The following is a 25,782-nucleotide window of genomic DNA, read 5'->3' on the forward strand; positions in this document are numbered from 1 at the left end:
ACCCGATCCCGACCGCCGTTGACGCTAACGGTGCGCACCGACATTCCGGTCCGCTCGCCCCGCGACTAAGCGGACCGACATCGACATATCCGGAAACTCCGGAGAAGCGTTGCATTAACCCCATGCCAACCATCCGGCGTCCCGCTGCCTGATCCGGGGCCCGGGGCGGGACCACGCGCAAGCGTCGCCACTGCTGCCTTTATCTGCGATGAAGGGTCTGCTTCGGTCTTTCGAACCTGGCGGCCCGGCGAGCACTTAGGCGGCAAGGAGCCGTTGACCAGGATGGCAGAGCGAGCGCAAACGGTGCTGCGATTTCGAGCAACAATTGTCCACAACTCAACTACGGTGTCCCTTATGGCGCAGGACCTCGCAGTGCCCGACCCGCCCCAAGCCCTCAAGGAGTGGCTGGCAGCCCGAAATCGTGCTGACTCGGTGCTCGCGCACGGCTTCCAACTTTCGCTCGACTGGTGGAACAACCACCTGGCCGGACTGCCCGGAACTCCGCTGACAAGTAAGGAAGGGGACACTGCCGGGGCGGGCCGGGTCGATCGGAGCGACGTCTTCGCGTTGGCGCCGGCGGCCACGGAGGACGAGTCGGGGAACGCTGCGTTGCGGCTCCTGTGGTACTCGCTCTGGTGGGGATCTGGCGAGTCACGCAGGAACAACAAGCAGCGCATTGCCTCCGTTGGTGCCGACCCGCAATCTGCCGGCGCGCTCCTTCGGGATGCTGCGCGCTCGGCTTCTGGGAGTCCGCAGGATGCCTTCAAGACCCTCATCCCCAAGCGACCGGCAATCGCTTGGCTGGGACCGTCGTACGTCACCAAGTACCTGTACTTCGCCGGTGCGGGCCGCCCTGCACATCCGTGCTTGATCGTCGACGCACGGGTGATGACCACGCTGTACCGGGAACTAAAGTGGCCCTGGTTCGCCAACCCGCGGAAGGCGTTCGGCCCCAAGACCTACGAGGTGGCGATGAGGGTGCTCTCGACGTGGGCGGAGCGGCTCTCAACAGAAGAGCGCGTTGTTGCCCCGGACGAGGTCGAACGGTGGGCTTTCGCAGTCGGCAAATGACACGCGGACCAGGGAGGCGCTCACCGCGTCAAGAGCGCGCCACCGCACCACAAGTACCGGCGACGGCACCCAGCGCGGTGTTCGAATACTGGCGCCCCAGCCCGAAACTGCTTAACTCGCCACCAGGGCTACCGTCCTCGCCGTAGATTTAGCCGGTATACGTCGGTAGTGAGCGTCGTTGCGTGCGGCGTCGCATGTGCACTGGAGGCACTGGATGGACAACGCCGAGATCACCGCCGCCCTGAAGGTGTGGCGCGACGGCCTCGTGCAGTTGACCGGCATGAGTCGGTTGATCAAGTTCCGTCCGACGAAGACCGGTGCCGTCGTCGTCCAGGCGCCCGCGGCTGACGCGGTGTACTCCGGCGTCCGTGGCAACACCGTCTGGTCCTTCCGGGGCTCGCCAGAGGAAGGCGACGAAGACACTGAGGTGCCGACGCAGGTTAGCGGCCGCGTCCTCGAGGTGGCTCGCCCACACAAGGAACTCGGGCCGGTCCTGCGCAACCTCATGCGGAAGGCGGACACCGAGTACCTCGACCGCGGCCTGCACGTGCTCTACCTCGCCGTGGGCATGCTGCACTGGGCGGAACTGGACGGCACCCCGATGCAGAGCCCGGTCCTCCTCCTGCCCGTCACGCTCGAGTCCGACGGCCCCCGATCCATTCCGCACCTCCGCAGCGCCGACGAAGACGCCGTCATCAACCCGGCCCTCGTGCTGCGGATGCAGGAGTTCGGGGTCACCATCCCGACGTTCGACGACCTCGAGGACGAGTCGCTGGACGGGCTGTTCGGCGCGGTCACCGGGGCGGTGGGGGGACGGAGCGGCTGGGAGATCAAGCCAACGGTCGTCCTCTCCACATTCACGTTCCATAAGGAGGCGATGTACCGGGACCTCATCGACAACCAGGCCGCCATCGCCGCGCACCCACTCGTGCGGGCGCTGGCGACCAAGAACCCGGCCTGGTTCAGCATCACGCGAGGACGCAGACGATGACCGCGGAGTACCCGCCACCCCCGCCGCCTCCACCCCCGCCGCCACCGACGGACGGCCACAGGCCGCGCCGACGCACGCTGGCGTTCATCGCGGCCGGGGCCGCGCTGGCCGTCGGCGGAGCGGGGCCTGGCCGGCGGCCGGAGCCGCGCTCCGGCACCTACCCCGCACGCACGACGCCCGCCGGGTCCTGGTGGACCGGGCGGGCCGTGCGGGTTGCTGTCGTCAGGCGCTGCGGCGGCGGAGCTCACCGCTGCGCAGGAGCGCCAGCCGCTCCTCGAGGAGCACCTCGAGCTCCTCGACGCTGCGGCGCTCGAGCAGCATGTCCCAGTGCGTGCGCGGCGGCTTGACGGCCTTCTTGGGCTCGGGCTTGGCCGCGTCGCGAAGGAGAGCCTCCTTGCCGCAGACCTTGCACTCCCACACCGGCGGCAGCTCCGCGTCCACCGAGAACGGCAGCGTGAACACGTGGCCGTCGGGGCAGGTGAACTCCGCCATCATCCGGGGTGCCAGCTCGACGCCGTCCTCGGACTCGAGGCTGTTGGCGCCGATCTTCATGCCGCGTAGTGAGCGTTCTGCCATGGCATCTCCCTCGCTCGTGAGTGGTCCGGAGGCAGGTGCGCGCCGTCCGGATAGTGGGGGCCGACCCGGGCCCACCACCCGCTGTGTTCCACCATGTCCAACGACAAGGGTCCTCCAGGTGTTCCAGTTCTGCTCGTCGAGTTCTGTGACGTGGGTCTAACTCCGGCGTCGGGCCGCGGAGGGCCGGAACGTGGCCGGCCGGGCCTGGATCCCGGTGGTTTCGTGCGACCCCGGTCGATCCCCGGACGAGGTCGGTGGCCGGGCCGAGCTTGCGGCATGCTGGGGCACGGATCAGCTCTCAGCCAGCGAAGGAGAACGCATGTCAGCCGCCGTCCCCGCCCTCACCAGTCCGCGATCGCTCGTCCTCGCCGACGTCCTGCCCGGCGCCCGCGTGCGCGACGCCGTGCTGGTGATCTCCGGTGCCGGTCTGATCGCGGGGATCGGACAGCTCGCCGTCCCGCTGCCGTTCACACCGGTGCCGGTCACGCTGGGCACGTTCGCCGTTCTTCTCGTGGGAGCGTCGCTGGGGCCGGCACGGGGCGCGACGAGCGTGCTGCTGTACATGGCGCTCGGCCTCGTCGGCGCGCCCGTCTTCGCCGACGGCGCAAGCGGCTGGGCCATGGCGTCCTTCGGTTACATCCTGGGCTACCTGCCGGCGGCCGCCCTCCTCGGCCACCTCGCCCGCCGGGGCGGGGACCGGTCGCCGTGGCGCACGGTGCTCGCCGCGGTCGGAGCCTCGGCGCTCGTCTACGTCCCGGGCGTGCTCTGGCTGGCGACCTTCCTCGGCGTGGGCCTGACCGAGGCCCTGGCCCTCGGTGTCGCCCCCTTCGTCGTGGGCGACGTCGTCAAGGCCGTCGCGGCAGCCCTGGTGCTGCCGGGCGCGTGGGCGCTGATCGGCGAGCGCGGCCGCACCGGCTCGCGCCGCTGACCGTCCGCCGTCCCGCGAGGAGCCCCATGGCCCTGCTGCGCTGCGACTTCTTCTCCGACGTGCTCGGGGTCGGCACGTCGATGACGGTCATCCTGCCCCAGGCCACGACGACGCAGATCGGCATGGCCGGGGCCGCCCCGGCCGGTCCGCCGCCGGTGCTCTACCTGCTGCACGGCCTGAGCGACGACGCGACGGTCTGGACCCGGCGTACCTCGATCGAGCGGTACGTCGCCGACCGGGGCCTCGCCGTCGTGATGCCGCAGGTGGACCGCAGCTTCTACGTCGACGAGAGGCACGGGAACCGGTACGGCACGTTCCTGACGGAGGAGCTGCCCCACGTGGTCGGTCAGTTCTTCCGCGTCTCGCGGCGCCGCGAGGACACCTTCGTCGCCGGGCTGTCGATGGGCGGGTACGGCGCGATGCGCTGGGCGCTGACCCGGCCGGAGCGGTTCGCCGCCGCGGCGTCCCTCTCCGGCGCGCTCGACGTCGCGTCCCTCCAGGAGGAGGGGGACCGGCGCAAGCTCACCGAGCGGATCTTCGGCGACGCTCCCGTGCGCGGGAGCGGCCACGACCTGCTCCGGCTGCTGGGACGCGCCGACGTGTCGCGGCTGCCGAGTCTCTACGCCGTGTGCGGCACGGAGGATCCGCTGGTCGCGCACCAGGAGCGTTTCGTCGCGGCGGCGCACCGGGTCGGGGCAGAGCTGACGAGCGTCCTGCGGCCCGGCGCGCACGACTGGGCGTTCTGGGACGCCACCATCCAGGACGTGCTCGGCTGGCTGCCCCTTGCCGACCGAGCCACCGCACCCGCGGGCTCCTGACTCGCCGCCCGCGCCCGTCCACCGGGCTTCCGCCGCATCCATCCAAGGAGTGACATGGCACGCGTCGCGCTGGTGAACGTTCTCGTCCGCGACTACGACGAGGCGATCGCCTTCTACACCAGGGCCTTCGGACTCGACCTGCTCGAGGACAGCCCGCAGGGCGGAGGAAAGCGCTGGGTCGTCGTCGGCTCTCCCGACGGCGGAGCCGGGCTGCGCCTCGCGGTCGCGAAACCGGCGCAGGCCGACCTCGTCGGACGCCAGAACGGCGACAGCGTCGGCTTCTTCCTCCACGTGGACGACCTCGACGCCACGCTGGCGTCCGCCGTCGCCCACGGCGCCGTGCCCACGGAGGACGTCCGCGAGGAGCCGCACGGCCGCGTCGTCATCGTCGAGGACCTGTACGGCAACCGCTGGGACGTCATCCAGCCCGCCGGCCGGGGCTGACCGGGCGGTCGGCGGGCCGGGCCCGGACCGTCCCCGTGCGCACCGACGCGTCCGCCGGCGGGGCGATACGGTGCTCGGCGTGACGATCACGGTTGCCCCTCGCTTCCGCGGCCCCGACGAGTCGGGCAACGGCGGCTACGTCTCCGGCCGGGTCGCGGCCGCGCTCGGCCCCGGTCCCGTGACCGTGACGCTGCGGGTCCCGCCCCCGCTCGAGCAGCCGCTGACGCTCGCCCCCTCCGGCGACGGCGTTCGGCTCACCTCGGGCGACGCCGTCATCGCCGAGGCCCGGAAGGCCGGGGACAGTCTGCCCGTCGTCGAACCGGTGCCGGTGGCCCGTGCCCGGACGACCGCGGCACGTTACGGGGGTCGTCACCGGCACCCGTTCCCGCACTGCTTCGTCTGCGGCACCGCCCGCGAGCCGGGCGACGGCATGCGCCTGCAGCCGGGCCGCCTCGACGACGGTCGCACCGCCTGCGTGTGGTCGGTCACCGCGGACCTCGCGGGACGGACCGAGATCGTCTGGGCGGCGCTCGACTGCCCCGGCGGGTGGGCGGCTCCGATCGAGGGGCGCCCCATGGTCCTCGGGCGGATGACGGCGTCCGTGTCCGCGACTCCCGCGGCCGGCGAGGAGGTCGTCGTCATGGGGCGGTTGCTCGGCCACGAGGGCCGCAAGTACCTCACGGCGACCACCGCGTACGGGGAGGACGGGCGCGAGCTCGGGCGGGCGAGCGCCACCTGGATCCTGCTGCGTCCCGGCGGGTGACCGGTTTCCGGCACGGCCTGCCCCGGAACGTCGCCCCGTCCCGGGGCGTGCGCGCCTAGCGTGGACGTCGTGCCCCGAGCCTGGAGGATCAGCGCCGTCCTCGCGGTCGCCGTCGCCGGTGGGCTCAGCCGGTTGCAGATGGGCGACCGGCCCGACCCGACGGCAGGGACGCGGAGGCGTGAGCGTGGAAGACTCGGCACGGTGAGCGGGACGTACCGGTACGAGGTGGAGATCCTCCACCTGCTCGTCTCTCCGCAGCACGCCTACTTCGGACGCGCACGCGACGGCGCCGCCGTCGTCCCGACCACCGACGCGGACGACGTGCAGCTGGTCGCGGGCAAGGGCGTCGTCGGCGACAGGTTCTTCGGAAGGGCCGCCCACATGGACGCCGCCGTCACGCTGCTCGCGGTCGAAGGGCTCGAAGCCATGGCCGCGGAGCTCGGCACCGATGCCTTCGACCCCCTCCTGGCCCGTCGCAACGTGGTGCTCCGCGGCGCCGAGCTGCCGCCCCTGCTGGGTGAGGAGATCGTCCTGGAGTCGCGGGGCGACGCCGTGCGGCTCCGGGTCGGCCGGCCCGCCAACCCGTGCGCCTGGATGGACCGCGTGCTGGCGCCCGGCGCGCACGCCGCCATGCGGGGGCGTGGGGGAGTGCGGTGCCGGGTGCTCTCCGACGGCCAGCTCCACCGGGGCCCGGCCGTGCTGCACAGCCCGGTTCCGCTCGATCCGGGTCGCGCCGGGGTCGCGGTGTGGCGGCGTCCCTCCCGCCTCCCGTAGGTCAGCGGGCGGGACGCTTCCCGCTGCCGCGCGCCGCCGACGAGTGGCGGCCGGGCGCGTCGCCGGCCTCCGTCTCCGGGACCTGCCCGCCGGCCGCCGCGTCGCCGACCTCCGTCCCAGCCTCGAACCGCAGCAGATCGCCGGGCTGGCAGTCCAGCACCTCGCACAGCGCCTCGAGCGTCGTGAACCGGACGGCCTTGGCGCGCCCGTTCTTGAGCACCGCGAGGTTGGCGGGCGTGATCCCGATCCGGTCAGCGAGGGTGCCCACAGCCATCTTCCGGCGGGCGAGCATCACGTCGATGTCGACGACGATCGGCATCAGATCACCTCGTCGAGCTCGGCACGGAGGTGCGTCGCCTCGGCGTCGCGGGCGACCGCCTGGCCGAGCAGCATGCGCATCACGAGCACGATCAGCGCCACGCCCGCGGTCAGCAGCGCCGCGCCGCAGATCAGCAGCACGATCCCCGGGGCAAGCTCGCCGGGAGCCAGGGTGGCGGCGATCCCGAAGATCAGCACCGAGGCTGCGCTGATCGCGCCGATCACGATGTCGACGTAGCGGAAGGCCGCATGGGAGAAGACCGTGCCGCGACGGACCATCGTCAGCAGCCGCCACACGCAGATCAGGGTCACCTGGATCGTCACGACACTCAGGAGGACCAGACACAGGAAGACGACGGCCAGGGCGGGGAGGCGCAGGTCCCCGAGGACGACGCCCTCGTCCGCCCGCAGGTCGACTGCGAGCAGGGGCACCATCACCACCTGGACGAACACGGTGCCGGCGAGACAGACGACGAGCACGATGCGGAGCGCGTGCAGGGCCAGGTTTCCCACGGGGACTCCTCTGATCGAGTAACGGCATTAATCTATCGTTTTGCGATAGTCCCGGCAAGTGTTCGCGGCAGTGACCTCGGACGGGCCGGACTGTGCCGGGCCGGGGGAGCAGAGGTGGTCCTGCGGCGGCGCTGGGCAAGAGCGGCGTCCCGTGGCACGATCGCGCACATGGCCGGCGGATCCGCACAGGCGCAGCGCCTGCGCGACCTTGCTCTGCTGCGCCGGGTCCGTGACCGGATCGACCGCGAGTACGCCCAGCCGCTCGACGTCGAGGCGCTGGCCAGGGGCGTCAGCATGTCCGCCGGTCACCTCAGCCGCCAGTTCCGGCAGGCCTTCGGCGAGTCTCCGTACTCCTATCTCATGACGCGACGCATCGAGCGGGCGATGGCGCTGATGCGCAAGGGCGACCTCAGCGTCACGGAGGTCTGCTTCGCCGTCGGCTGCTCGTCGCTCGGCACGTTCAGCACCCGCTTCACCGAGCTCGTCGGCGTCCCGCCGAGCACCTACCGCCGGGAGTCCGCCGGGGCGACGGCCGGGATGGTGCCGTGCGTCGCCAGGCAGGTCACCAGACCGATCAGAAATCGAGAAGCCCGGCCGGCGGAGCCGCAGCTAGCGTGAGCGCCATGGACGTCACGATTCGCTCGAGCTTCCTTCCGCACAACGACCCCGATGCCGCCCTCGCCTTCTACCGGGACGCCCTCGGGTTCGAGGTTCGTCTCGACGTCGGTTACGAAGGCATGCGGTGGATCACCGTAGGGCCGGTCGGTCAGCCGGACACCGCGATCGTCCTGCACCCGCCCGCGGTCGACCCGGGCATCACCGACGACGAGCGCCGGATGATCGTCGAGATGATGGCCAAGGGCACCTACGGCGGCATCAACCTGGCCACTCCCGACCTCGACGACACGTTCGACCGGCTGCAGGCGAGCGGCGCCGACGTCGTCCAGGAACCCACCGACCAGCCCTACGGCGTGCGCGACTGTGCGTTCCGGGACCCCGCCGGCAACCTGGTCCGCATCCAGGAGACGCGCTGAACGTGGCGACGGACCAGGCGCACAGCCGCGAGAGGACGAGACCATGAGCACCGCCACCACTTCGGACACCCACGCGGCCACGGCGCACGTCGCGGACAGCCACGACCTCATCCGCGTGGAGGGTGCCCGGGAGAACAACCTCAAGGACGTCACCGTCGGCATCCCCAAGCGTCGCCTGACGGTCTTCACCGGCGTCTCCGGCTCGGGTAAGAGCTCGCTGGTCTTCGACACGATCGCCGCCGAGTCGCAGCGGCTGATCAACGAGACCTACAGCGCGTTCGTCCAGGGCTTCATGCCCAACCTGCCGCGCCCGGACGTCGACCTGCTCGACGGGCTGACGACGGCGATCATCGTCGACCAGGAGCGGATGGGGGCCAACCCCCGCTCCACCGTCGGCACGGCCACCGACGCCAACGCCCTGCTGCGCATCCTGTTCAGCCGGCTGGGCGAGCCGCACATCGGCTCGCCCAACGCGTACTCCTTCAACATCCCGACGGTTCGGGCCAGCGGCGCGATCACCGTGGAGCGGGGCGAGAAGACGAAGGCCGAGAAAGCGACGTTCAGCCGCCTCGGCGGGATGTGCCCTCGCTGCGAGGGCATGGGCGCGGTCAACGACTTCGACCTCACCGCCCTGTACGACGCCTCGAGGTCGCTCAGCGAGGGGGCGCTCACCGTCCCCGGCTACAGCATGGACGGCTGGTACGGCCGTATCTTCGCCGGTGCGGGCATCCCCATGGACAAGCCGATCTCGGCGTTCACCAAGAAGGAGCTGCACACGCTGCTCTACGCCGAGCCGACCAAGATCAAGGTCGAGGGCATCAACCTCACCCATGAGGGCCTGATCCCCAAGATCCAGAAGTCCATGCTCTCCAAGGACCGTGAGGCGATGCAGCCGCACGTCCGCGCCTTCGTGGACCGCGCGATCACGTTCAGCACCTGCCCGGAGTGCGACGGCACGCGGCTCGGCCCGGAAGCGCGCTCGTCGAGAATCAGGGGCAAGAACATCGCCGACCTGTGCGCGATGCAGATCAGCGACCTCGCCGAGTGGGTCCGGGACCTCGACGAGCCGTCTGTCGCGCCGCTGCTCAAGGGGCTGCGTCACCTGCTCGACTCGTTCACCGAGATCGGCCTCGGCTACCTGTCCCTCGAACGCCCGGCGGGGACGCTGTCCGGGGGAGAGGCGCAGCGCACCAAGATGATCCGGCACCTCGGATCCTCGCTGACGGACGTCACGTACGTCTTCGACGAGCCCTCGATCGGCCTGCACCCGCACGACATCGCCCGGATGAACCGGCTCCTGCTCCAGCTGCGCGACAAGGGCAACACCGTTCTCGTGGTGGAGCACAAGCCGGAGACGATCACGATCGCCGACCACGTCGTCGACCTCGGACCGGGCGCCGGGGGCGCCGGGGGAGAGGTGGTCTTCGAGGGCACCGTGGAGGATCTGCGCGCCAGCGGGACGCTGACCGGCCGCCACCTCGACGACCGTGCGCACCTGAAGGAGAAGGTCCGGGCACGGAGAGACACGCTGGAGATCCGCGGCGCGAAGGCCCACAACCTCAAGGACGTCGACGTCGACATCCCGCTCGGCGTCCTGTGCGTGATCACGGGCGTCGCGGGATCGGGCAAGAGCTCGCTGATCGACGGCTCGGTCGCCCGCCGCGACGGCGTGGTGATGATCGACCAGGGTGCGATCCGCGGCTCCCGGCGCAGCAACCCCGCCACCTACACCGGGCTGCTCGACCCGGTGCGCAAGGCGTTCGCGAAGGCCAACGGCGTCAAGCCGGCGCTGTTCAGCGCCAACTCGGAGGGAGCGTGCCCCACCTGCAACGGTGCCGGCGTCGTCTACACCGACCTCGGGGTGATGGCCACGGTCGAGTCCACGTGCGAGGACTGCGAGGGCAAGGGGTTCCAGGCCGCCGTGCTGGAGTACACGTTCGGCGGCAGGAACATCGCCGACGTGCTCGCGATGCCGGTCAGCGAGGCCGAGCAGTTCTTCGGCGCCGGTGACGCCCGCACGCCGGCCGCGCACAAGATCCTCGACCGGCTCGCGGACGTGGGTCTCGGGTACCTCACCATCGGCCAGCCGCTGACGACGCTCTCCGGCGGGGAACGGCAGCGGCTGAAGCTGGCGACGCACATGGGGGGAGAAGGGCGGAATCTACATCCTCGACGAACCGACGACCGGCCTGCACCTCGCCGACGTCGAGCAGCTGCTCGGTCTGCTCGACCGGCTCGTCGACTCGGGCAAGTCCGTCATCGTGATCGAGCACCACCAGGCGGTCATGGCGCACGCCGACTGGATCGTCGACCTCGGGCCGGGCGCCGGGCACGACGGCGGGCGGGTCGTCTTCGAGGGCACGCCCGCCGACCTCGTCGCGGCCCGGTCCACCCTCACCGGGGAGCACCTCGCCGCCTACGTGGGGTGACCGCGGCAGTTCTTCCACCGTGGACCGGATCCGTCCTCCTGGTGTTCGTCCCGTGGCGTTGTCCTGGGCAGCGCCGGGTGCGTGCGCGGTGGAGGGCGGCCCCGTGGCTTCAGATCGGGCCGGTGGTCGTGAGAATCTACGGCGTGCCCACCCGCAGCGAACGACCGACCGCGCTCACCACCGGTAGCGGCACCACGACCGTGCCGCGCTGGGCCGGGCTCGCCGCAGTCGTCGCCGCCGCCGTGCTGTGGGGAACCACCGGCACCGCCAGCCACTACAGCCCGGCTGACGCCGGCCCCGTCTCGGTCGGGGCCGCCCGCATCGTCCTCGGCGGCGCCCTGCTCGTGGCCTGGGCGGCCGCGCGCGGCCAGCTGACGGGACTGCTCGGCGGTGGCCGGTGGCGGCTGCTGGCGGCCGGGTCGGTCGCCGTCGCCGCCTACCAGCTGTGCTTCTTCGCGGCGGTCGACATCACGGGCGTGGCGGTGGGCACCGTCGTGGCGATCGGCACGGGCCCGGTCCTGGCGGGGCTCCTGTCCCGTCTCGTCCACGGCACGCCGCTCTCGTCACGGTGGCTGCTCGCCACGCTGGCCGCCGTCCTCGGCTGCACCGTCCTGGTCCTGGGCGGGGCGAGCACCGGCGTCGTCGCCACGGGCGTCCTCCTGGCGCTGGCCGCCGGGGCCGCGTACGCGTCCTATGCGGTGATCGCGGCCACTCTCATCACCCGTGGTGCGTCCTCCACGGGAGTGATGGGCGGACTGTTCGGCGGCGCGGGCGTGCTCCTTCTGCCCGTGCTGCTGACCACGGGCCCGGGATGGCTGCTCGAGCCGGCGGGCGCCGTTGTCGCTGTCCATCTGGCCGTGGTGACGACGGCGGTGGCGTACACGCTCTACGGGTTCGGCCTCAGAAGCGTCCCCGTCGCGACGGCAGCCACGTTGGCGCTTGCCGAGCCCGGTGCTGCCGCTCTGCTCGGCCTGCTCCTCCTGGACGAGCCTGCCCGGGCCAGCACCATCGCCGGTCTGGGTCTGCTCGCTGCCGCCCTGGTGGTCCTCGTGCTGCCACGGAGGCGCTGACTCCCGTCTGTTGCGCCTTCCGGCAGTCCCGATCCGATAATGCACATTATGTCATTTCATCCTCTGCGTATCTCGTCGGATGCATGACGACCCGGTCAGGTGCCGCTCCCCTCGCCGACCGGCGTTCCCCTCACAGTCCGACGTCGCCTGCGCCGTGTCGACATGGTGGCCCGTGCCGACATTGTGAGACCGTGCGCACTCGCGACGGAGTCGGCGGCGTGGCTCACGCGGACCTGCCACGCGAGCCGTACGTCGGTTCGGACGAGACCAACGTCGCCCGCCGGGCTCGTCAGGAGGCGCGGATCACCTGAAGCAGCTCCTCGCCCGTCCGGACCTGGACCGCACCCTGGTCGAGGCCCACCGGCAGGTGCGCGCGCTGTCCCTCCAGTAAGGCACACAGGGCGACCGACGGGCATGATCACCCAGCCCGACGCCCGCGCGCCCTGAACGAGCAGCTCCCAGGGGAGGTCGCCCGCGACGCGGTTGGCCATCATGCCGTCGCCTCCGAGATAGACGTCGGCGGAGCCGTCGCCGTACTCGAGCCGGGCGAAGTCGAGTTCTGGCTCCTCACGCACGATGAAGGGCTCGAGCACCTGGCGCATCTGCTCGCCGCCACCGGGCTCCGCCTCACCGTCGCGGAACCGTTGAAAGTAGACATCGAAGGACACGGGCAGAGATTCCCACGTCCGCCGCAGACGCACATGCCGTTTCGACGCTGCTCGGGCTACACCGCCGCATCGGCTCTCCCCTGCGTCTCGGCACAGCCTCGTCACGAGTCGCCGTGCTCCGACCGCGGTTCGCTGTGGCGCCACACCGGTGCAGGCGTACCGTGGAGCGCAGGAGGTCGCCGATGACTGCACAGTCCACCGCCGTGCCCGAGGTCCGAACGGGTCTGTTCCGCAGGCTCGGGCGCGGGCTGCGGAAGGCCGCCCGCAAGGTCACATCCGCGGTGCGCGGCATCACGACGCGGTTCCGCCGCCGGGTGGACGAACCCGAGACACCGGTCGAGGGTGCCGTGATCGAGGGCGTCGCCGCCACGGTGGAGGGCAAGAACCCGCTCTGGGGTGCCGTCAAGGGTGCCTGGCACGGCCTGAGCGTCCCGTGGCGGATCGCGGTCGTCGCGATCGCGCTGCTGGTCGTCCTGCTGGCCCCCGTGGTCGCCGTCGTCCTCCTGCTCGTGCTGCTGGTTCTCGCGATCGTCGCCGCGGTGCGCGGCAGGTCCACGGCTCCGCAAGCGGCGTAGCCAGTCGGCCGCCACGCGCGGCACAGTCCGCAGGGACGACGAACGCCAGCGGGGCCGTGTCCTGCCGCGGAGCTCCGCCACGGCTGCTCCCCGGCCCCTGGCTGTCAGTGCCTCACCAACGCAGGGACCCGCGCACGGTCTGCGCGACGCGCTGTCCGCAGCAGCCCCCTTTTCGGACGACAGCGGACCACCCGGTGGCGCAGCGCCCCAGGCCGAAGCAGACTCGGAGGCGAGGAGTTGACGCAGTGAGAACGGATACGACTATGGACGCACGGCGGCCTGCGACCGCCGTGCTGCGGTTCGTCACGTCCGGCCGGCCGATGGAGATCTGGCTGGTGCGCGTCGAGCAACCCGCCGGCCCCGCGCTCCCCCCTCGCACGGCGCATCGCCGGGGCGGCGTACGGCGACGTGGTCGAGGTCTCGGCCGCCGAGGTGCGCGCGGCTGGGCGACGAGTGGACGCGGACGCCGGTGACGGCCGGACGACGCCGGAGTGGATCAGACTCGTGGCAGGTCTTTGACGCGCAGCACACTCGTGCGCGATGTCGAGGATCGCGACCCGGCCCCGTCCTGGGGGTGAGCACGGACACAATGGGCCGTACCACCGAGGAGCGAGAACGATGACCAGGTACCTGCTGCTCAAGCACTACCGTGGCGCGCCGACAGCCGTCAACGACGTGCCGATGGACCGATGGACGCCCGAGGAGGTGTCGGCCCACATGCGGTACATGGACGACCTCGCCGCCCGGCTGGTGCGGACGGGCGAGTACGTCGACGCCCAGGCGCTCTCCCCCCGACGGCGCTTTCGTCCGCTACGACGGCGAGGGGCGGCCCCCGGTCAGCGACGGGCCGTTCGCCGAGACGAAGGATCTGATCGCCGGATGGATGGTGATCGACGTCGAGAGCTACGCGCGCGCCGTCGAGCTCGCCGCGGAACTCTCCGCCGCTCCGGGCGCCGGCGGCAAGCCGATCCACGAGTGGCTCGAGGTGCGGCCGTTCCTGACCGCCGCCCCGACCGTGACGGAGTGACCGCGCCCATGGACGAGGCTCTGCTGCGGAGCCTCATCCCCGCCTCGATCGGCGTCCTCGTCCGTCGCGGAGCTGACTTCGCCGCCGCCGAGGACGCCGTCCAGGAGGCACTGGTCGAGGCCCTGCGCACCTGGCCCGACCACCCGCCCAGCGAACCCAAGGGTTGGCTCGTCACCGTCGCGTGGCGCAAGTTCCTCGACGCCACCCGCGCGGACACCGCGCGGCGACGGCGCGAGGTACGCGTCGACGCCGAACCGGCGCCCGGACCGGGCGCCGCGGTGGACGACACCCTCGAGATCTACTTCCTGTGCGCCCACCCGTCGCTCACGGCCGGGTCCGCGGTCGCCCTCACGCTGCGTGCGGTGGCCGGCCTCACCACGCGCCAGATCGCGCGGGCCTACCTGGTCCCGGAGGCGACCATGGCGCAGCGGATCAGCCGTGCCAAGAGAACGGTGTCCGGCGTCCACCTCGACCAGCCGGGCGACGTCGCCACCGTGCTGCGCGTGCTCTACCTCGTCTTCAACGAGGGCTACTCCGGCGACGTCGACCTTGCCGCCGAGGCCATCCGGCTCGCCCGCCAGCTCTCCGCGCGGATCGAGCACGAGGAGGTGGCCGGCCTGCTCGCCCTCATGTTGCTGCACCAGGCGCGCCGCCCTGCCAGGACCCGCCCTGACGGGACCCTCGTGCCGCTCGCGGAGCAGGACCGGAGCCTGTGGGACACCAGCATGATCGCCGAGGGGGTCGACGTCCTCCAGCGCGCGCTCGCCCACGACCGTCTCGGCGAGTACCAGGCCCAGGCGGCCATCGCCGCGCTCCACGCCGACGCACGGACGGCCGAGGAGACCGACTGGGTGCAGATCGTCGAGTGGTACGACGAGCTGGTGCGGCTCACCGGCAGTCCCGTGGCGCGGCTCAACCGCGCCGTCGCCGTCGGGGAGGCGGACGGACCGCGAGCCGGACTGGCGGCACTCGCACCGCTCGCCCCGTCGCTGCCACGCTACACCGCCGTCGCGGCCTACCTGCATGAGCGGGACGGCGACCTCCCCACGGCGGCGCGGCTCTACGCCGAGGCGGCGCGGTCGGCGTCGAACCTGGCGGAACGCGACCATCTCACCCGGCAGGCCGCACGGCTCAACACGGCACGGCCCCGCTGACCGACTCCGCCCGAGCCGGCCGACTCCGCCCGGAGCGCGACGGGCGCCGCATGACGCAGACCGGTTAGGCGCGCCCCCCCCGATCGCCTCGGCGACATCCGGGAGGCCCGTCCCGACCCTCGTCCGTGTCACACCTCCGGGCGCTGTCTCGTCCGAGAGAGCACGACCGACCGACGAGAAGGTGAGGACCATGCGGGTGTTCGTAGCGGGTGGTACAGGTGTGGTCGGGAGGCGGCTGGTCCCCCAGCTCGTGTCCCGCGGCCATCTGGTGACCGCGACCACGACGGATCCGGGCAAGCTGGACCAGGTCGCCCGGATGGGCGCCGAGGGTGTCGTCATGGACGGCCTCGACGCCGCGTCGGTCGGCCAGGCGGTGGCTGCCGCCCGGCCTGACGCGGTCATCCACCAGATGACCGCCATCTCGCCGACCCACGCGGGGAAGCCGGACATCAAGCACCCCGACAGGTGGTTCGCGCTGACGAACCGGCTGCGCACCGAGGGCACCGACCACCTGCTGGCCGCGGCGCAGGCCGCCGGCGCGTCCACGTTCGTGGCTCAGGGGTACGCGAGCTGGAACGGAGACCCCCAGGGCGGGTGGGTCCAGACGGAGGAGGAGCCGCTCAACCCGATGACCGGAACTGCCGCTGCACCGGGGATGGCAGCGATGGCCCACATCGAGGAGGTCGTCCTCGCCGCCGGCGGCGCGGTGACGCGCTACGGCGCGCTCTACGGCCCCGGGGCGATCGACGACCAGGTCGAGCTGGTACGCCGTCGCCAGTTCCCGCTCGTCGGACGAGGGACCGGCTACAGCTCGTGGGTGCACCTCGACGACGCCGCCAGCGCCACCGTCCTCGCGATGGAGCAGCACGCGACGGGCGTGTTCAACGTCGTCGACGACGAACCGGCGCCCGCCAGCGAGTGGTTGCCCCACCTCGCCGCGTGCGCGGGCGCGAAGCGCCCCCGCCGCGTCCCCGTCTGGCTCGCCCGGCTGCTGGCGGGCGACCAGGCCGTCCTGATGATGACCGAGGGGCGCGCCTTCTCCAACGCCAAGGCCAAGCGGGAGCTCGGCTGGCAGCTCCGCCACCCCACCTGGCGCGAAGGCTTCAGACTGGAGCTGACGCAGGCGAGTGCGTTCCGGCAGCGTGACGAGGTGCCCTCGTGAGCCGAGCTACCCTCGTGCCGCCAGCGGGTCAGGGAGGGGTGGTGCGCGTGGCGAGGGCCGAGGAGTTCGAGCAGCTGCGACCGCTCCTCTTCGCGATCGCCTACCGCATCCTGGGCAGTGTCGGCGAGGCTGAGGACGCGGTGCAGGAGACCTGGCTGCGCTACGAGTCGTCCTCGACGACGCCGGTGTCGACCAAGGCGTTCCTCTCCGCGGTGGTCACCCGGATCTCGATCGACGTCCTTCGCTCTGCGCGCAGTCGGCGGGAGCGGTACGTCGGGCAGTGGTTCCCCGAGCCGCTGGTCACCGACCCTTACCAGGACCCCGCCCGGTCGGCCGAGCTGGCCGACTCGGTGTCGATGGCCGCGCTGCTGCTGCTCGAACGCCTGAGCCCGCTGGAGCGCGCGGTGTTCGTGCTCCGGGAGGTGTTCGCGTTCAGCTTTCCCGAGGTGGCCGCCGCCGTGGGCCGCTCGGAGCCAGCGTGCCGTCAGCTCGCCGTGCGCGCGCGGCGTCACATGGACGCCGGTCGGCCCCGGTTCGAGGCCGACCGCCAGGCCCGCGAGGAGCTGGCGGCACGGTTCTTCGACGCCCTCCGCGAGGGCGACGTCGAGAGCCTGCGCGAGCTGCTCGCCGCGGACGTGCAGATGGTGGGCGACAGCGGCGGCAAGGCCCCGCAGTGGGGTGCCGGCGTCCTCGGCGCCGGCAACGTCGCCCGCGTGCTGGCCGCCACGATGCCCTGGTTCGCCCGGATCGGTGGCGTGGTGGAGGCGCTCAACCTCAACGGGCAGCCGGGCGCGATCTTCCGCGACCGGGACGGCAACGTGGTCAGCACGATCACGCTGGACGTGCTCGACGGCCAGATCACGGCGATCCGCGCCGTGCTCAACCCGGACAAGCTCGGGCACCTGGGCCCGGTCGCGGACGGCTGGGCGGTCTACCGTGCGGCACAGCGGGCCCGGCGGTCGGCGGACTGAGGACGCGCCGGCGCACGGGGTCCGCCGGGCTCCACGCGACGCCCGGTCAGCGGAAGGAGGACCCCCAGCCCGGTCAGCCCCACCGCGGAGAGCTCCCCGGGCCCGCGCCAGCCGCTCCTCCGCGCGAGCGCGGCCGGCCAGCGCCCGCAGGTGCGCGCACGGCCCGCGCCACCCGTCCTGCGGGCAGCACCACCCGCCACCACCACGAACCCCGCCCTCCGTCATGCATCGATCGTATGTTCGACCACTGACATCGGCGCCTGCGTGCTCGTGACCTGCGGCGATTCACCTGCGGCGTCGCAGCATCCCGCGTGACTGAGGGACCACGCCCCCGTTTGCTTCACCTTCACGCGAGGCCACCGAGAAGGACAGCGTGCGCTGCACGAGGGACCGGACACGGTCGTCGGACGCGGCATGTCGGACGAGTCCTTCCGGACGCCGTACGGCGCTACGCGACGACAGAGGCGGTTCCGGTCTCCTGCGGCTCACCCCGCCGACCCGTCTGCGGCACAGCTCGGTCCAGCACCAGGAGATCGTGGCCGGCCGCACGGACCCGCTCGGCGGCGACCCCGTACACCTCGCTCACCAGCTCACCGGTGAGCACCTCCGTCGGCGGACCGGCAGCAACCACCCGGCCGCGTGACATGACGATCACCTGGTCGGCGTGCCGCAGGGCGTGGTTCAGGTCGTGCAGCGCCGCGAGCACCGCCACCCCCTCTCCCGCAAGGTCCCGGGACAGCGCCAGCACGTCGAGCTGTGCTGCGACGTCGAGATGGTTGGTCGGCTCGTCCAGGAGGAGTACCGCGGGCAGCTGCGCCAGGGCCCGCGCCAGGTGCACGCGCTGGCGCTCCCCGCCGGACAGCGTCGAGAAGTCCCGGTCGGAGAGTTCGGACGCCCCGGCGCGTGCGAGCGCCGCCGTCGCGATCTCCAGGTCGGAGCCGGAGTCCGCTGCCCACCTCGGCCGGTGCGGTGTGCGCCCCAGCAGGACGACGTCCATCACCTCCCGCGACACCGGCACGGAGGAGTCCTGCTCGACGAGCGCGATCCGCCGCGCACGCTCCCGCCTGGTGAGCCGGCCGAGGTCGGTGCCGTCGAGCATCACGGCCCCACCCGCAGGCAGCGCCCCCCACGAGAGCGCGGAGCAGCGTGGACTTCCCGGCGCCGTTCGGTCCCACGACGGCGGTCACGGCGCGCGCAGGGACCTGGGCGTCCACCCCGTCGAGGATGGTGGTTCCGTCGGCGGTCACCCGGACGCCGGCGATCGCCAGGCCGTTCACGAGGTGGCCCGCCGACGCAGCAGAACGGCGAAGACAGGTGCCCCGACCACCGCTGTCAGGATTCCCACCGGCAGCTCGCGCGGCTCGAAGAGACTGCGGGAGGCCGTGTCCGTCAGCAGCAGGAAGGTCGCACCGGCGAGCGCTGCCACGGGCAGCAGCCGATGGTGACGCTCGCCCACGAGCAGGCGCACGGCGTGGGGCACCACCAGTCCGACGAACCCGATCGCACCGGCGACCGACACCAGCAGACCTGTCAGGAGCGCCGTCGTCCCGAGGAGCACCCAGCGGGTACGCGTGACCGCGACACCGAGCGAGGCCGCGGAGACGTCACCGAACGTGAAGGCGTCCAGCGTCCGCGCCTGACCGGCCAGATACGTGCCGACGACGGCGGTCGCCCCGAGCGCCGTCAGCGCCTCCGGCCACGTCGCGCCGCCGAGCGAGCCCATGAGCCACGTCAGGATCTCGCGGTAGGAGTCGCCCGTCGAGGACCAGAAGATCACGAAGCTGACGACGGCGGAGCCGGCCTGGGCCACGGCCACGCCGGCCAGCACGGTCCGGACGGGAGAGAGCCCGCCGCCGCGGCCGGTGGCGAGCGCCAGCGTGAGCACCAGGCGCCCACGGCGCCGAGGAACGCGGCCACCGGCAGTGCCGCCGAGAGACCCACCACGAGCACGAGAACGGCCCCGACGGACGCTCCGGACGACACCCCCAGCAGGTACGGGTCCGCCAACGGGTTGCGGGTGAGGGCCTGCATCACGCCCCCGCACAGGGCGAGGCCGGCGCCGACGGCGGCGGCCGCGACGACCCTGGGGGCGCGCCCCGACCAGACGATGGCGTTCTGGATCTCGGTGAGCGGGTTCGCCGGGCACCACCCCTCACCCGGACCCAGGACGCCCGCGCACAGGTGGTGCCACGCGGACGCCCACACCTGCACCGTCGAGATGTCGGCCTGGCCGAGCGTCAGCGCCCAGCCGGCGAGGCCGGCAAGGACGACGGCGAGCACCGCGAGCACGAGACCCAGCGGTGCACGGCCGCGGCCGTCCCGACGCCGCTGCAGCTGCGCGACGGCAGGCATCTGCGGCGCCGCGACGTGCGCGCCGTCCGCGGCCGCACGGTCACGGTCGAGGCGGTCGACGGCAAGGCCTTCCGGGTCAACGCGGACGGCGAGGTCGACGGCCCGGTCACCTCCCGCACCTGGACGTTGCTGCCGCACGCCTGGACGTCCCGGGTGCCCGCCGCCCTTCCGCCGTCCTCCGCCACGCACCGCCGGCGCCGGCCACGGGGAAGGTCCGGGGAAGGTCGCGTTCGTAGCTTCGTCGTCGTCATGTGAAGGACGACGAAGGAGTACGACGTGACGACGACCAGCCAGGACCGCACCGCCCTCAACGGGGTGGACGTCCCCGTCCTGTACGCGACCGTCGACCTCGTCCGGGAGCAGCCGGAGCTCGCCGAGTTCCAGTTCCGCGCCCACAACGAGTGGGTCGACGGCACGCACAACCGCTCCACGATCGAGGGCTTCTACGGCGCGGGCCAGGAGGACTTCACCAGGGACGGACCGTTCGTCGTCGACGCCGACACCCCCGCCGTGCTGCTGGGACAGGACCGCGGGCCCACGCCCCTGGAGTTCCTGCTCCACGCGATCGCGGCCTGCCTGACCCACGGCATCGCCAACGTCGCCGCCGCCCGCGGCATCGTCCTGCACCGGGTGTCCTCGACCGTCGAGGGCGACATCAGCCTCCTCGGGATGATCGGGATCGACACCGGGGTCCGCAACGGCTACCGGCAGATCCGCGTCCACCTCGAGGTCGAGGGCGACGCCACGGCGGAGCAGCTCGCGGCCGTCGTGCGGCGCTCGCAGGAGCGGTCCGCGGTCTACGACGTGCTCACCCACGGCACCGACGTCGTCGTGGACGTCAGGGAGAAGTCGTGCTGACGACCACCGTCGTCGTCATCGGCGGCGGGCAGGCGGGGCTGGCCGTCAGCCGCCTGCTCACCGAGCTCGCCGTCGACCACGTGGTGCTGGAGCAGGGCACGCTCGCACACCGGTGGCGCACCCGCGGCTGGGACAGCCTCACGCTCCTGACCCCGCGGTGGTTCAGCCGCCTGCCGCACTGGCGGTGGACCGGGCCCGACCCGCACGGCTACATGAGCCGCCACGAGGTGGTCGGGTATCTCGAGGACTTCGCCCTCTCCTTCGCCGCTCCCGTCGCCGAGCGCAGCGAGGTGCTCAGCGTCCGCCAGGACCTCGGGCGTTTCCGGGTCGCCACCACGGCCGGGTGCTGGCAGGCCGACGACGTCGTCGTGGCCACCGGGCACAGCGCGCTGCCGCACGTGCCGGACGTCGCAGGCCGGCTGGGCGACGACGTCCTCCAGGTCGCGTCGGACGAGTACCGCAACCCCGGGGACCTCCCCGCCGGCGGCGTCCTCGTCGTCGGCGCCTCCGCCAGCGGCGTCCAGATCGCCGACGAGCTGAACGCCGCCGGGCGCGAGGTGGTCCTCGCCGTCGGCCGGCACACCCGGGTGCCGCGGCGCTACCGCGGGCGCGACGTCATCGACTGGCTGGTCCGCGCCGGCGCCATGGACCGGCCCCGGACGTCGCTGCCCGACCCGGCGAACCCGCCGCACGAGCCGTCGATGCAGCTGGTCGGCCGGACGCAGCCGCGCGAGCTCGACCTCGCCAGCCTCCAGGCGCGCGGCGTGGCCCTCGCCGGTCGCCTGACCGGGGCCGCGCGACCCGACCCTTCGCGCCGGACCTGCCGGCCCGCACCCCGGGACGTCGCCCGCCTGCTGGAGCGGCACGGCCTCGCCGTCGCCGTCGAGACGGGCGCCCGGTACCTCCTGGACCCGTTCCGCAAGCACGAGCCGACGCTCGTCTCCGACGTCGGCCGGGAGCGCCGCGTCGACCTGCTGAACCGCGCGGTCGCGGTCGCGGCCGACCTCGGCGCCGGGGTGGTCCACCTGTGGTCCGGGATCCTGCCCGACGGCGTAAGCGAGGAGAGCGGCTGGGACCGCGTCCTGGCCGGCGTCGAGACCGTCCTGACGACGGCGGAACGCGCCGGGATCACGCTCGCGGTCGAGCCGGAGCCGGGCATGTTCCTCGACCGGGCCGCACGCGTCGACGAGCTCCTCGACCGGCTCGGCCGCCCCGAGCGCCTGCGCATGACGCTGGACCTCGGCCACCTCACGTGCAACGAGGACGACCCGGTCGGCGTGCTGCGCCGCCACCGCGCCGACGTCGTCCACGTGCAGGTCGACGACATGCGACGCGGCGTCCACGAGCACCTCGAGCTCGGCACCGGCGAGGTGGACCTGCCGCCGCTGCTCGGCCTGCTCGCCCGGACCGGCTACACCGGGCTCGTCGGGGTCGAGCTGCCCCGGCACTCCCACGCCGCGAGGAGGCCGCCCGCACCGGCGAGCGCGGCGGCGTGGTGAGCACGTGGCTCGGTCGCAGCTCACCGCCGCCGCCGGCGGCATGGTGGGAGGCCCGCCGCCGCGCGGCGGACGCCGACGCCACCGGCGAGGAGACCCGCCGCGCCCGGCAGCTCGCGCGTGACTGGGGCCGCTTCACCCGCAACTTCGTCGTGCAGGGCACCGCCGCGGAGTGGGCGCTGTGCTGGATGGCGGAGCTCCGGCTGCGGCTGCGGGCGACGGGCGCCGCTCGCGGCCGGACCTGCGCGCCGGACGGGACGGCGACCGGGCCGCACCTCGTCTTCTTCCTCCACGACGAGGTCATCGTCCACACCCCGGCCGAGCTCGCCGACGACGTCGCCGCCGCCGTGCGGGACTCCGCCGCCCGGGCGGGCCGCCTGCTCTTCGGGGACTTCCCCGTCGAGTTCGCCCTCGACGTCGCCGTGGTGGAGAACTACGCCCAGGCGGGCTGACCGGCGGCTCCGGCCCCGGAGCGGGGACCGGCCGGCGCTCGCCCGCCGGCGGACTGCCTCGCCGGGACGACGACTGCCGCGTCCGGGTCGAGCCGGACCTGGATTTGCGGGGCCAGGTCCACGGCGCCGGGCGCGACGGCGGTCGCCGCGGTGCCGTCGGGCAGCACGACGTCGACCTCCGTGCGCCCCCGGACGAACCGGCTCGCACCGGCCGGCACCTCGGCGTCGTGACCACCGGCCCACCCCTCGCCGACCACCACGTGCAGGGCGCCGGGTCCAAGTCCCACGACGACGTCGCCGCTCTCGGCCGACGCGTCCGCAGCACGCAGGGGCACCTCCCCCAGCGCCGTCACGGCGACGTCGCCGCGCACCTCGGCGGGCAGGAACGGACCGTAGCCCAGGAACGCGGCCACCCGGCGGTCGGCCGGACTGCGCCACAGCCGGGCGGGCGCGTCCACCTGGGCCAGGTGCCCGTCGATCATGACGGCCACCCGGTCGGCGACGGTGAAGGCCTCGTCGTGGTCGTGCGTGACGTACAGGGCGGTGGTGCCCGTGCGGCGCAGGATGTCGTGGAGCTCGGCGGTCAGGCGCTCGCGCAGGCCGCGGTCCAGCGCCGAGAGCGGCTCGTCGAGCAGGAGCAGCCGCGGCTCGGGGGCGAGGGAGCGGGCCAGCGCCACCCGTTGCGCCTGGCCGCCGGAGAGCGTGCTGACGGCGCGGGGCCCGTAGCCGCCGAGGCCGACGAGCTCGAGCAGGTCCGTCACGCGCCGCGTGCGCTCGGCACGCGGGACCCCGGCCATGGCGAGGCCGTACGCGACGTTGCCGGCCACGGACCGGTGCGGGAAGAGCTGGCCGTCCTGGAACATCAGGCCGAACCCGCGGCGGTGCACGGGCACGTCGGTGACCTCCCGGCCGTCCCAGCTCACCGACCCCGCGGCCACCGGCTCCAGTCCGGCGACGGCACGCAGGAGGGAGGACTTCCCGGACCCCGAGGGACCCAGCAGGGCGAGAACCTCGCCGACCGCGACGTGGAGGTCGACCCCGGCCACCGCCGTCGTGGACTCCTTGCCCGGGCCCTCGTACCGCACGACCAGGTCGCGCACGGCGAGCCCCTCGCTCACGCTCACCACTCGGACGCCTCCTTCGTGCGCAGCCGTTCGGCCACGCCCATCACGGTCGCCGTCAGGACGGCCAGCACCACGGCCGCCGCCATCGCCATGCCGTAGTTCTCCGCACCCGGCCGCCCGATGAGCCGGAAGATGACCACCGGAAGGGTGGGCCGGTCGGGCCGGGCGAGGAACGACGTCGCCCCGAACTCCCCGAGGGAGACGGCGAACGCGAAGCCGATCGCCAGCCCGAGCGCGCGCACGAGGAACGGCCCGTCGACGGTGGCGAGCACCCCGGCCGGGCGAGGCGCGCAGGGTCGCGGCGGCCTCGCGCAGGCGCGGGTCGATGGCGCGCAGCACCGGCAGCACCGTGCGCACCACCATGGGCACGGCCACGACCGCCTGCGCGATCGGCACCAGGATCGGGGACGTGCGCAGGTCCAGCGGCGGCCGGTCGAGAGTGATGAGGAACCCGAACCCGACCGTCACGGCCGACACCCCGAGCGGCAGCATGAACAGGGCGTCGAGCAGGCTCACGGCCCGCCGCCCGGCGCGGCGGCGCGGCCGGCGGGAGACCACCAGTGCCACCAGGGTGCCGACGACGACCGCGATGACGGTCGCGTCCAGAGCGATCCGCAGCGAGTTCTCCGCCGCCTGCCACACCGTGACGGTCAGGGCGTTGCTCCCGCCCGTGGTGCCCAGGTTGGCGTAGTTGGCCAGGCCCCACCCGCCGTCGGGCGTGCGGAACGACCGCATGACCAGACCGGCGAGCGGCAGGCCGAGAAGCCCGACGACGACGGCGGCCGTCGCCGCGGCGGGCAGCGCGTCCGGACCCGGCCGGAGCCGGCCGGCACGCCGGGCGAGCAGGGTCAGCCTGTGCCCGGCGTCGGCGTCGGTGCGCAGCCGCAGGGCCCGCTCCTGCCGGCGGCGGCTGCGCCCGGCCAGGGCCAGGGCGCCGGCGACGACCACGAGCTGGACCACGGAGAGGACCGCGGCGGCGCGCAGGTCGAGGAACTGGGTGGTCTGGATCCAGATCTCGGTCTCGACGGTGCCGAAGCGGATCCCGCCGAGCACGAGCACCACCCCGAACGCGGTGGCGCAGAACAGGAACACCATCGACGCCGCGGAGGCGATCGCCGGGCCGAGCGCGGGCAGGGTCACGGTGCGGAAGGCACGGGCGGGCGAGGCCCCCAGCGCGCGGGCGGCCTGCTCGGCACGCGGGTCCAGCCGCTGCCACATCCCGCCGACGATGCGCACGACGAGGGCGTAGTTGAAGAACACGAGGGCGGCGACGATCGCGGCGAACGTGCCGTCGAGGCCGAGGAACCCGAGCGGACCGCCCTCGGCGAGCAGCGCGCGGAACGCGACGCCGACGACGACGCTCGGCAGCACGAACGGCACCGTGACGAACGCGCGCACGAGCGCGCGCCCGCGGAAGCGGCACCGGTAGAGCACGTACGCGCCGGGCAGGCCGAGCAGCACCGCGAGGGCCGTGCCGATGGTGGCCTGGGCGAGGGTGAGGCCGACGATCCGCCAGGTCCGCGAGCGGGTGAAGACGTCCGCGAAGGCGCTGAGGTCGAGTGCGCCGTCGGCGAAGAAGCCGCCGCCGACGATGGCGAGGACGGGCCAGGCGAAGAAGATGCCGAGGAAGACCAGCGGCACCGCCCCCGCCAGCGCCCATCCCAGCCGCCGGACCATCAGCCGGTCACGATCTCCGACCAGGTGGCGATCCAGTCCTCACGGTTCGCACTGATCGTCGCGGGGTCGACGTCGAACGGGTGCTCGGCGAGGGGAGCGTGCTCGGCCCACGCGTCGGGCAGCGGGGCGGTGTCGTCGACGGGGTACATGTACATCTGGCCGGGGATGTCCGCCTGGACCTCCGGGGAGAGGAGGAAGTCGACGAACGCGCGCGCCCCCTCCTCGTTCTCGGCGCCGGCGAGGACCCCGGCGTACTCGACCTGCCGGAAGCAGGTGTCGAGCAGGGCGCCGGTGCGAGGTTCGCCGTTCTCCGGCACCTCGGCCGCGGGCGAGGACGCGTAGGACAGCACGATCGGGCGCGGCCCGGCGCCCTCCGAGCCGGAGAAGTCGACGTAGTACGCGTCGGACCAGCCCTCGACCACCTTGGCCCCGTTGGCCTCGAGGTCCTCCCAGTACTGCTGCCACCCGTCCTCGCCGAAGGCGCCGACGGTGGCGAGCAGGAAGGACAGACCGGGGGGACGAGGTCGCGGGGTTGGT

At 72.9% G+C, this 25,782-nt stretch carries 26 protein-coding genes and 4 pseudogenes; 20 read left to right on the forward strand and 10 right to left on the reverse strand.

From position 1 onward, the window contains the following. Positions 1-354 precede the first annotated feature (354 nt). Both DA06_RS08670 and DA06_RS08675 read left to right on the forward strand, forming a co-directional pair. A complete protein-coding gene (locus tag DA06_RS08670) occupies positions 355-1,071 on the forward strand; it encodes a hypothetical protein (protein WP_052436542.1) in 717 nt (238 codons plus the stop codon). Between the two features lie 214 nt (positions 1,072-1,285). Then, entirely contained in the window at positions 1,286-2,062 is a 777-nt protein-coding gene (locus DA06_RS08675; RefSeq protein ID WP_043499140.1) for a DUF4011 domain-containing protein, read from the forward strand. Between the two features lie 222 nt (positions 2,063-2,284). Here DA06_RS08675 and DA06_RS08680 read toward each other — a convergent pair whose 3' ends face one another. Next, on the reverse strand, positions 2,285-2,638 hold the full coding sequence (locus tag DA06_RS08680; RefSeq protein ID WP_043499158.1) for an RNA polymerase-binding protein RbpA: 354 nt from the start codon (positions 2,636-2,638) through the stop codon (positions 2,285-2,287). 319 nt (positions 2,639-2,957) lie between these two features. On the opposite strand from DA06_RS08680, the gene DA06_RS08685 reads away from it, so the two are divergent. The 5 genes from DA06_RS08685 to DA06_RS08705 all read left to right on the forward strand — a co-directional run bounded on the left by DA06_RS08685 (position 2,958) and on the right by DA06_RS08705 (position 6,365). Continuing rightward, entirely contained in the window at positions 2,958-3,566 is a 609-nt protein-coding gene (locus DA06_RS08685; protein ID WP_043499159.1) for a biotin transporter BioY, read from the forward strand. Positions 3,567-3,592: 26 nt separating this feature from the next. Beyond that, positions 3,593-4,384, forward strand: a complete 792-nt coding sequence (locus tag DA06_RS08690) for an alpha/beta hydrolase (protein ID WP_043499162.1) — start codon at positions 3,593-3,595, stop codon at positions 4,382-4,384. A gap of 54 nt (positions 4,385-4,438) precedes the next feature. Continuing rightward, entirely contained in the window at positions 4,439-4,828 is a 390-nt protein-coding gene (locus tag DA06_RS08695) for a VOC family protein (protein ID WP_043499164.1), read from the forward strand. A gap of 79 nt (positions 4,829-4,907) precedes the next feature. Further along, positions 4,908-5,591 (forward strand): hypothetical protein, encoded by a 684-nt coding sequence (locus DA06_RS08700; protein WP_418607429.1) that lies wholly within the window; start codon positions 4,908-4,910, stop codon positions 5,589-5,591. A 201-nt stretch (positions 5,592-5,792) separates the two neighbouring features. Further along, positions 5,793-6,365 carry an MOSC domain-containing protein gene (locus DA06_RS08705; RefSeq protein ID WP_043499174.1) on the forward strand — a complete coding sequence of 191 codons (573 nt, stop codon included), beginning with the start codon at positions 5,793-5,795 and terminating at the stop codon, positions 6,363-6,365. Between the two features lies 1 nt (position 6,366). Here DA06_RS08705 and DA06_RS08710 read toward each other — a convergent pair whose 3' ends face one another. Together DA06_RS08710 and DA06_RS08715 are read right to left on the reverse strand one after the other, a co-directional pair. After that, positions 6,367-6,684, reverse strand: coding sequence for a helix-turn-helix domain-containing protein (locus DA06_RS08710; RefSeq protein WP_418607431.1), 318 nt, complete (start codon positions 6,682-6,684; stop codon positions 6,367-6,369). Further along, entirely contained in the window at positions 6,684-7,196 is a 513-nt protein-coding gene (locus DA06_RS08715) for a DUF2975 domain-containing protein (protein ID WP_043499165.1), read from the reverse strand. The genes DA06_RS08710 and DA06_RS08715 overlap by 1 nt, the downstream gene beginning before the upstream one ends. Positions 7,197-7,364: 168 nt before the next feature. Between DA06_RS08715 and DA06_RS08720 the strand changes: the two genes are divergently transcribed. The 4 genes and pseudogenes from DA06_RS08720 to DA06_RS08735 all read left to right on the forward strand — a co-directional run bounded on the left by DA06_RS08720 (position 7,365) and on the right by DA06_RS08735 (position 11,729). Continuing rightward, positions 7,365-7,814, forward strand: coding sequence for a helix-turn-helix transcriptional regulator (locus DA06_RS08720; RefSeq protein WP_043499167.1), 450 nt, complete (start codon positions 7,365-7,367; stop codon positions 7,812-7,814). A 5-nt stretch (positions 7,815-7,819) separates the two neighbouring features. Then, positions 7,820-8,230 (forward strand): VOC family protein, encoded by a 411-nt coding sequence (locus DA06_RS08725; protein ID WP_043499178.1) that lies wholly within the window; start codon positions 7,820-7,822, stop codon positions 8,228-8,230. A 43-nt stretch (positions 8,231-8,273) separates the two neighbouring features. Continuing rightward, a pseudogene (locus DA06_RS08730) lies at positions 8,274-10,659 on the forward strand (ATP-binding cassette domain-containing protein). Between the two features lie 200 nt (positions 10,660-10,859). Beyond that, positions 10,860-11,729, forward strand: coding sequence for an EamA family transporter (locus DA06_RS08735; RefSeq protein WP_418607941.1), 870 nt, complete (start codon positions 10,860-10,862; stop codon positions 11,727-11,729). A 95-nt stretch (positions 11,730-11,824) separates the two neighbouring features. Here the strand turns inward: DA06_RS08735 and DA06_RS08740 are convergent, their stop codons facing one another. Next, positions 11,825-12,397: a hypothetical protein gene (locus DA06_RS08740; protein WP_418607433.1), complete on the reverse strand. Its 573-nt coding sequence runs from the start codon at positions 12,395-12,397 to the stop codon at positions 11,825-11,827. 182 nt (positions 12,398-12,579) lie between these two features. Between DA06_RS08740 and DA06_RS08745 the strand changes: the two genes are divergently transcribed. The 5 genes and pseudogenes from DA06_RS08745 (at position 12,580) to DA06_RS08765 (ending at position 17,286) form a co-directional block, all read left to right on the forward strand. Further along, positions 12,580-12,972 (forward strand): hypothetical protein, encoded by a 393-nt coding sequence (locus DA06_RS08745; protein ID WP_052436544.1) that lies wholly within the window; start codon positions 12,580-12,582, stop codon positions 12,970-12,972. Between the two features lie 618 nt (positions 12,973-13,590). Further along, positions 13,591-13,999 (forward strand): annotated as a pseudogene (locus DA06_RS08750) (YciI family protein). Positions 14,000-14,007: 8 nt separating this feature from the next. Next, positions 14,008-15,153 (forward strand): RNA polymerase sigma factor, encoded by a 1,146-nt coding sequence (locus DA06_RS08755; protein ID WP_043499170.1) that lies wholly within the window; start codon positions 14,008-14,010, stop codon positions 15,151-15,153. 190 nt (positions 15,154-15,343) lie between these two features. Next, a complete protein-coding gene (locus DA06_RS08760; RefSeq protein WP_052436545.1) occupies positions 15,344-16,315 on the forward strand; it encodes an NAD-dependent epimerase/dehydratase family protein in 972 nt (323 codons plus the stop codon). Beyond that, on the forward strand, positions 16,312-17,286 hold the full coding sequence (locus DA06_RS08765) for an RNA polymerase sigma-70 factor (protein ID WP_418607435.1): 975 nt from the start codon (positions 16,312-16,314) through the stop codon (positions 17,284-17,286). Before DA06_RS08760 ends, DA06_RS08765 begins: the two co-directional genes overlap by 4 nt. A gap of 448 nt (positions 17,287-17,734) precedes the next feature. Here the strand turns inward: DA06_RS08765 and DA06_RS08770 are convergent. The 3 genes and pseudogenes from DA06_RS08770 to DA06_RS08780 all read right to left on the reverse strand — a co-directional run bounded on the left by DA06_RS08770 (position 17,735) and on the right by DA06_RS08780 (position 19,638). Further along, a pseudogene (locus tag DA06_RS08770) lies at positions 17,735-18,563 on the reverse strand (ABC transporter ATP-binding protein). Next, entirely contained in the window at positions 18,560-19,171 is a 612-nt protein-coding gene (locus DA06_RS08775) for an iron chelate uptake ABC transporter family permease subunit (protein ID WP_418607437.1), read from the reverse strand. Before DA06_RS08775 ends, DA06_RS08770 begins: the two are co-directional and overlap by 4 nt. Next, positions 19,060-19,638: an iron chelate uptake ABC transporter family permease subunit gene (locus DA06_RS08780; protein ID WP_418607438.1), complete on the reverse strand. Its 579-nt coding sequence runs from the start codon at positions 19,636-19,638 to the stop codon at positions 19,060-19,062. The genes DA06_RS08775 and DA06_RS08780 overlap by 112 nt, the downstream gene beginning before the upstream one ends. Before the next feature lie 15 nt (positions 19,639-19,653). Here DA06_RS08780 and DA06_RS08785 point away from each other — a divergent pair, with 15 nt between their 5' ends. From DA06_RS08785 to DA06_RS08800, 4 genes are read left to right on the forward strand one after another with little or no spacing between them, the layout of a single operon-like run. Further along, positions 19,654-19,893 (forward strand): hypothetical protein, encoded by a 240-nt coding sequence (locus tag DA06_RS08785; RefSeq protein ID WP_418607443.1) that lies wholly within the window; start codon positions 19,654-19,656, stop codon positions 19,891-19,893. 21 nt (positions 19,894-19,914) lie between these two features. Then, positions 19,915-20,496: an OsmC family protein gene (locus DA06_RS08790; RefSeq protein WP_043499192.1), complete on the forward strand. Its 582-nt coding sequence runs from the start codon at positions 19,915-19,917 to the stop codon at positions 20,494-20,496. Then, positions 20,490-21,995, forward strand: coding sequence for a TIM barrel protein (locus DA06_RS08795; RefSeq protein ID WP_418607445.1), 1,506 nt, complete (start codon positions 20,490-20,492; stop codon positions 21,993-21,995). Before DA06_RS08790 ends, DA06_RS08795 begins: the two co-directional genes overlap by 7 nt. After that, on the forward strand, positions 21,992-22,444 hold the full coding sequence (locus DA06_RS08800; protein WP_418607446.1) for a hypothetical protein: 453 nt from the start codon (positions 21,992-21,994) through the stop codon (positions 22,442-22,444). Before DA06_RS08795 ends, DA06_RS08800 begins: the two co-directional genes overlap by 4 nt. On the opposite strand, the gene DA06_RS08805 is transcribed toward DA06_RS08800, so the two are convergent. The 3 genes and pseudogenes from DA06_RS08805 to DA06_RS08815 all read right to left on the reverse strand — a co-directional run bounded on the left by DA06_RS08805 (position 22,426) and on the right by DA06_RS08815 (position 25,754). Then, positions 22,426-23,571, reverse strand: coding sequence for an ABC transporter ATP-binding protein (locus DA06_RS08805; protein ID WP_043499201.1), 1,146 nt, complete (start codon positions 23,569-23,571; stop codon positions 22,426-22,428). The genes DA06_RS08800 and DA06_RS08805 overlap by 19 nt on opposite strands. Beyond that, a pseudogene (locus DA06_RS08810) lies at positions 23,565-25,245 on the reverse strand (ABC transporter permease). The gene DA06_RS08805 and the pseudogene DA06_RS08810 overlap by 7 nt, the downstream one beginning before the upstream one ends. After that, on the reverse strand, positions 25,245-25,754 hold the full coding sequence (locus DA06_RS08815; protein ID WP_418607942.1) for a thiamine ABC transporter substrate-binding protein: 510 nt from the start codon (positions 25,752-25,754) through the stop codon (positions 25,245-25,247). Before DA06_RS08815 ends, DA06_RS08810 begins: the two are co-directional and overlap by 1 nt. Between the last annotated feature and the right edge of the window lie 28 nt (positions 25,755-25,782).

Source organism: Georgenia sp. SUBG003 (genome assembly GCF_000715355.2).
Taxonomy (GTDB): Bacteria; Actinomycetota; Actinomycetes; order Actinomycetales; family Actinomycetaceae; genus Georgenia.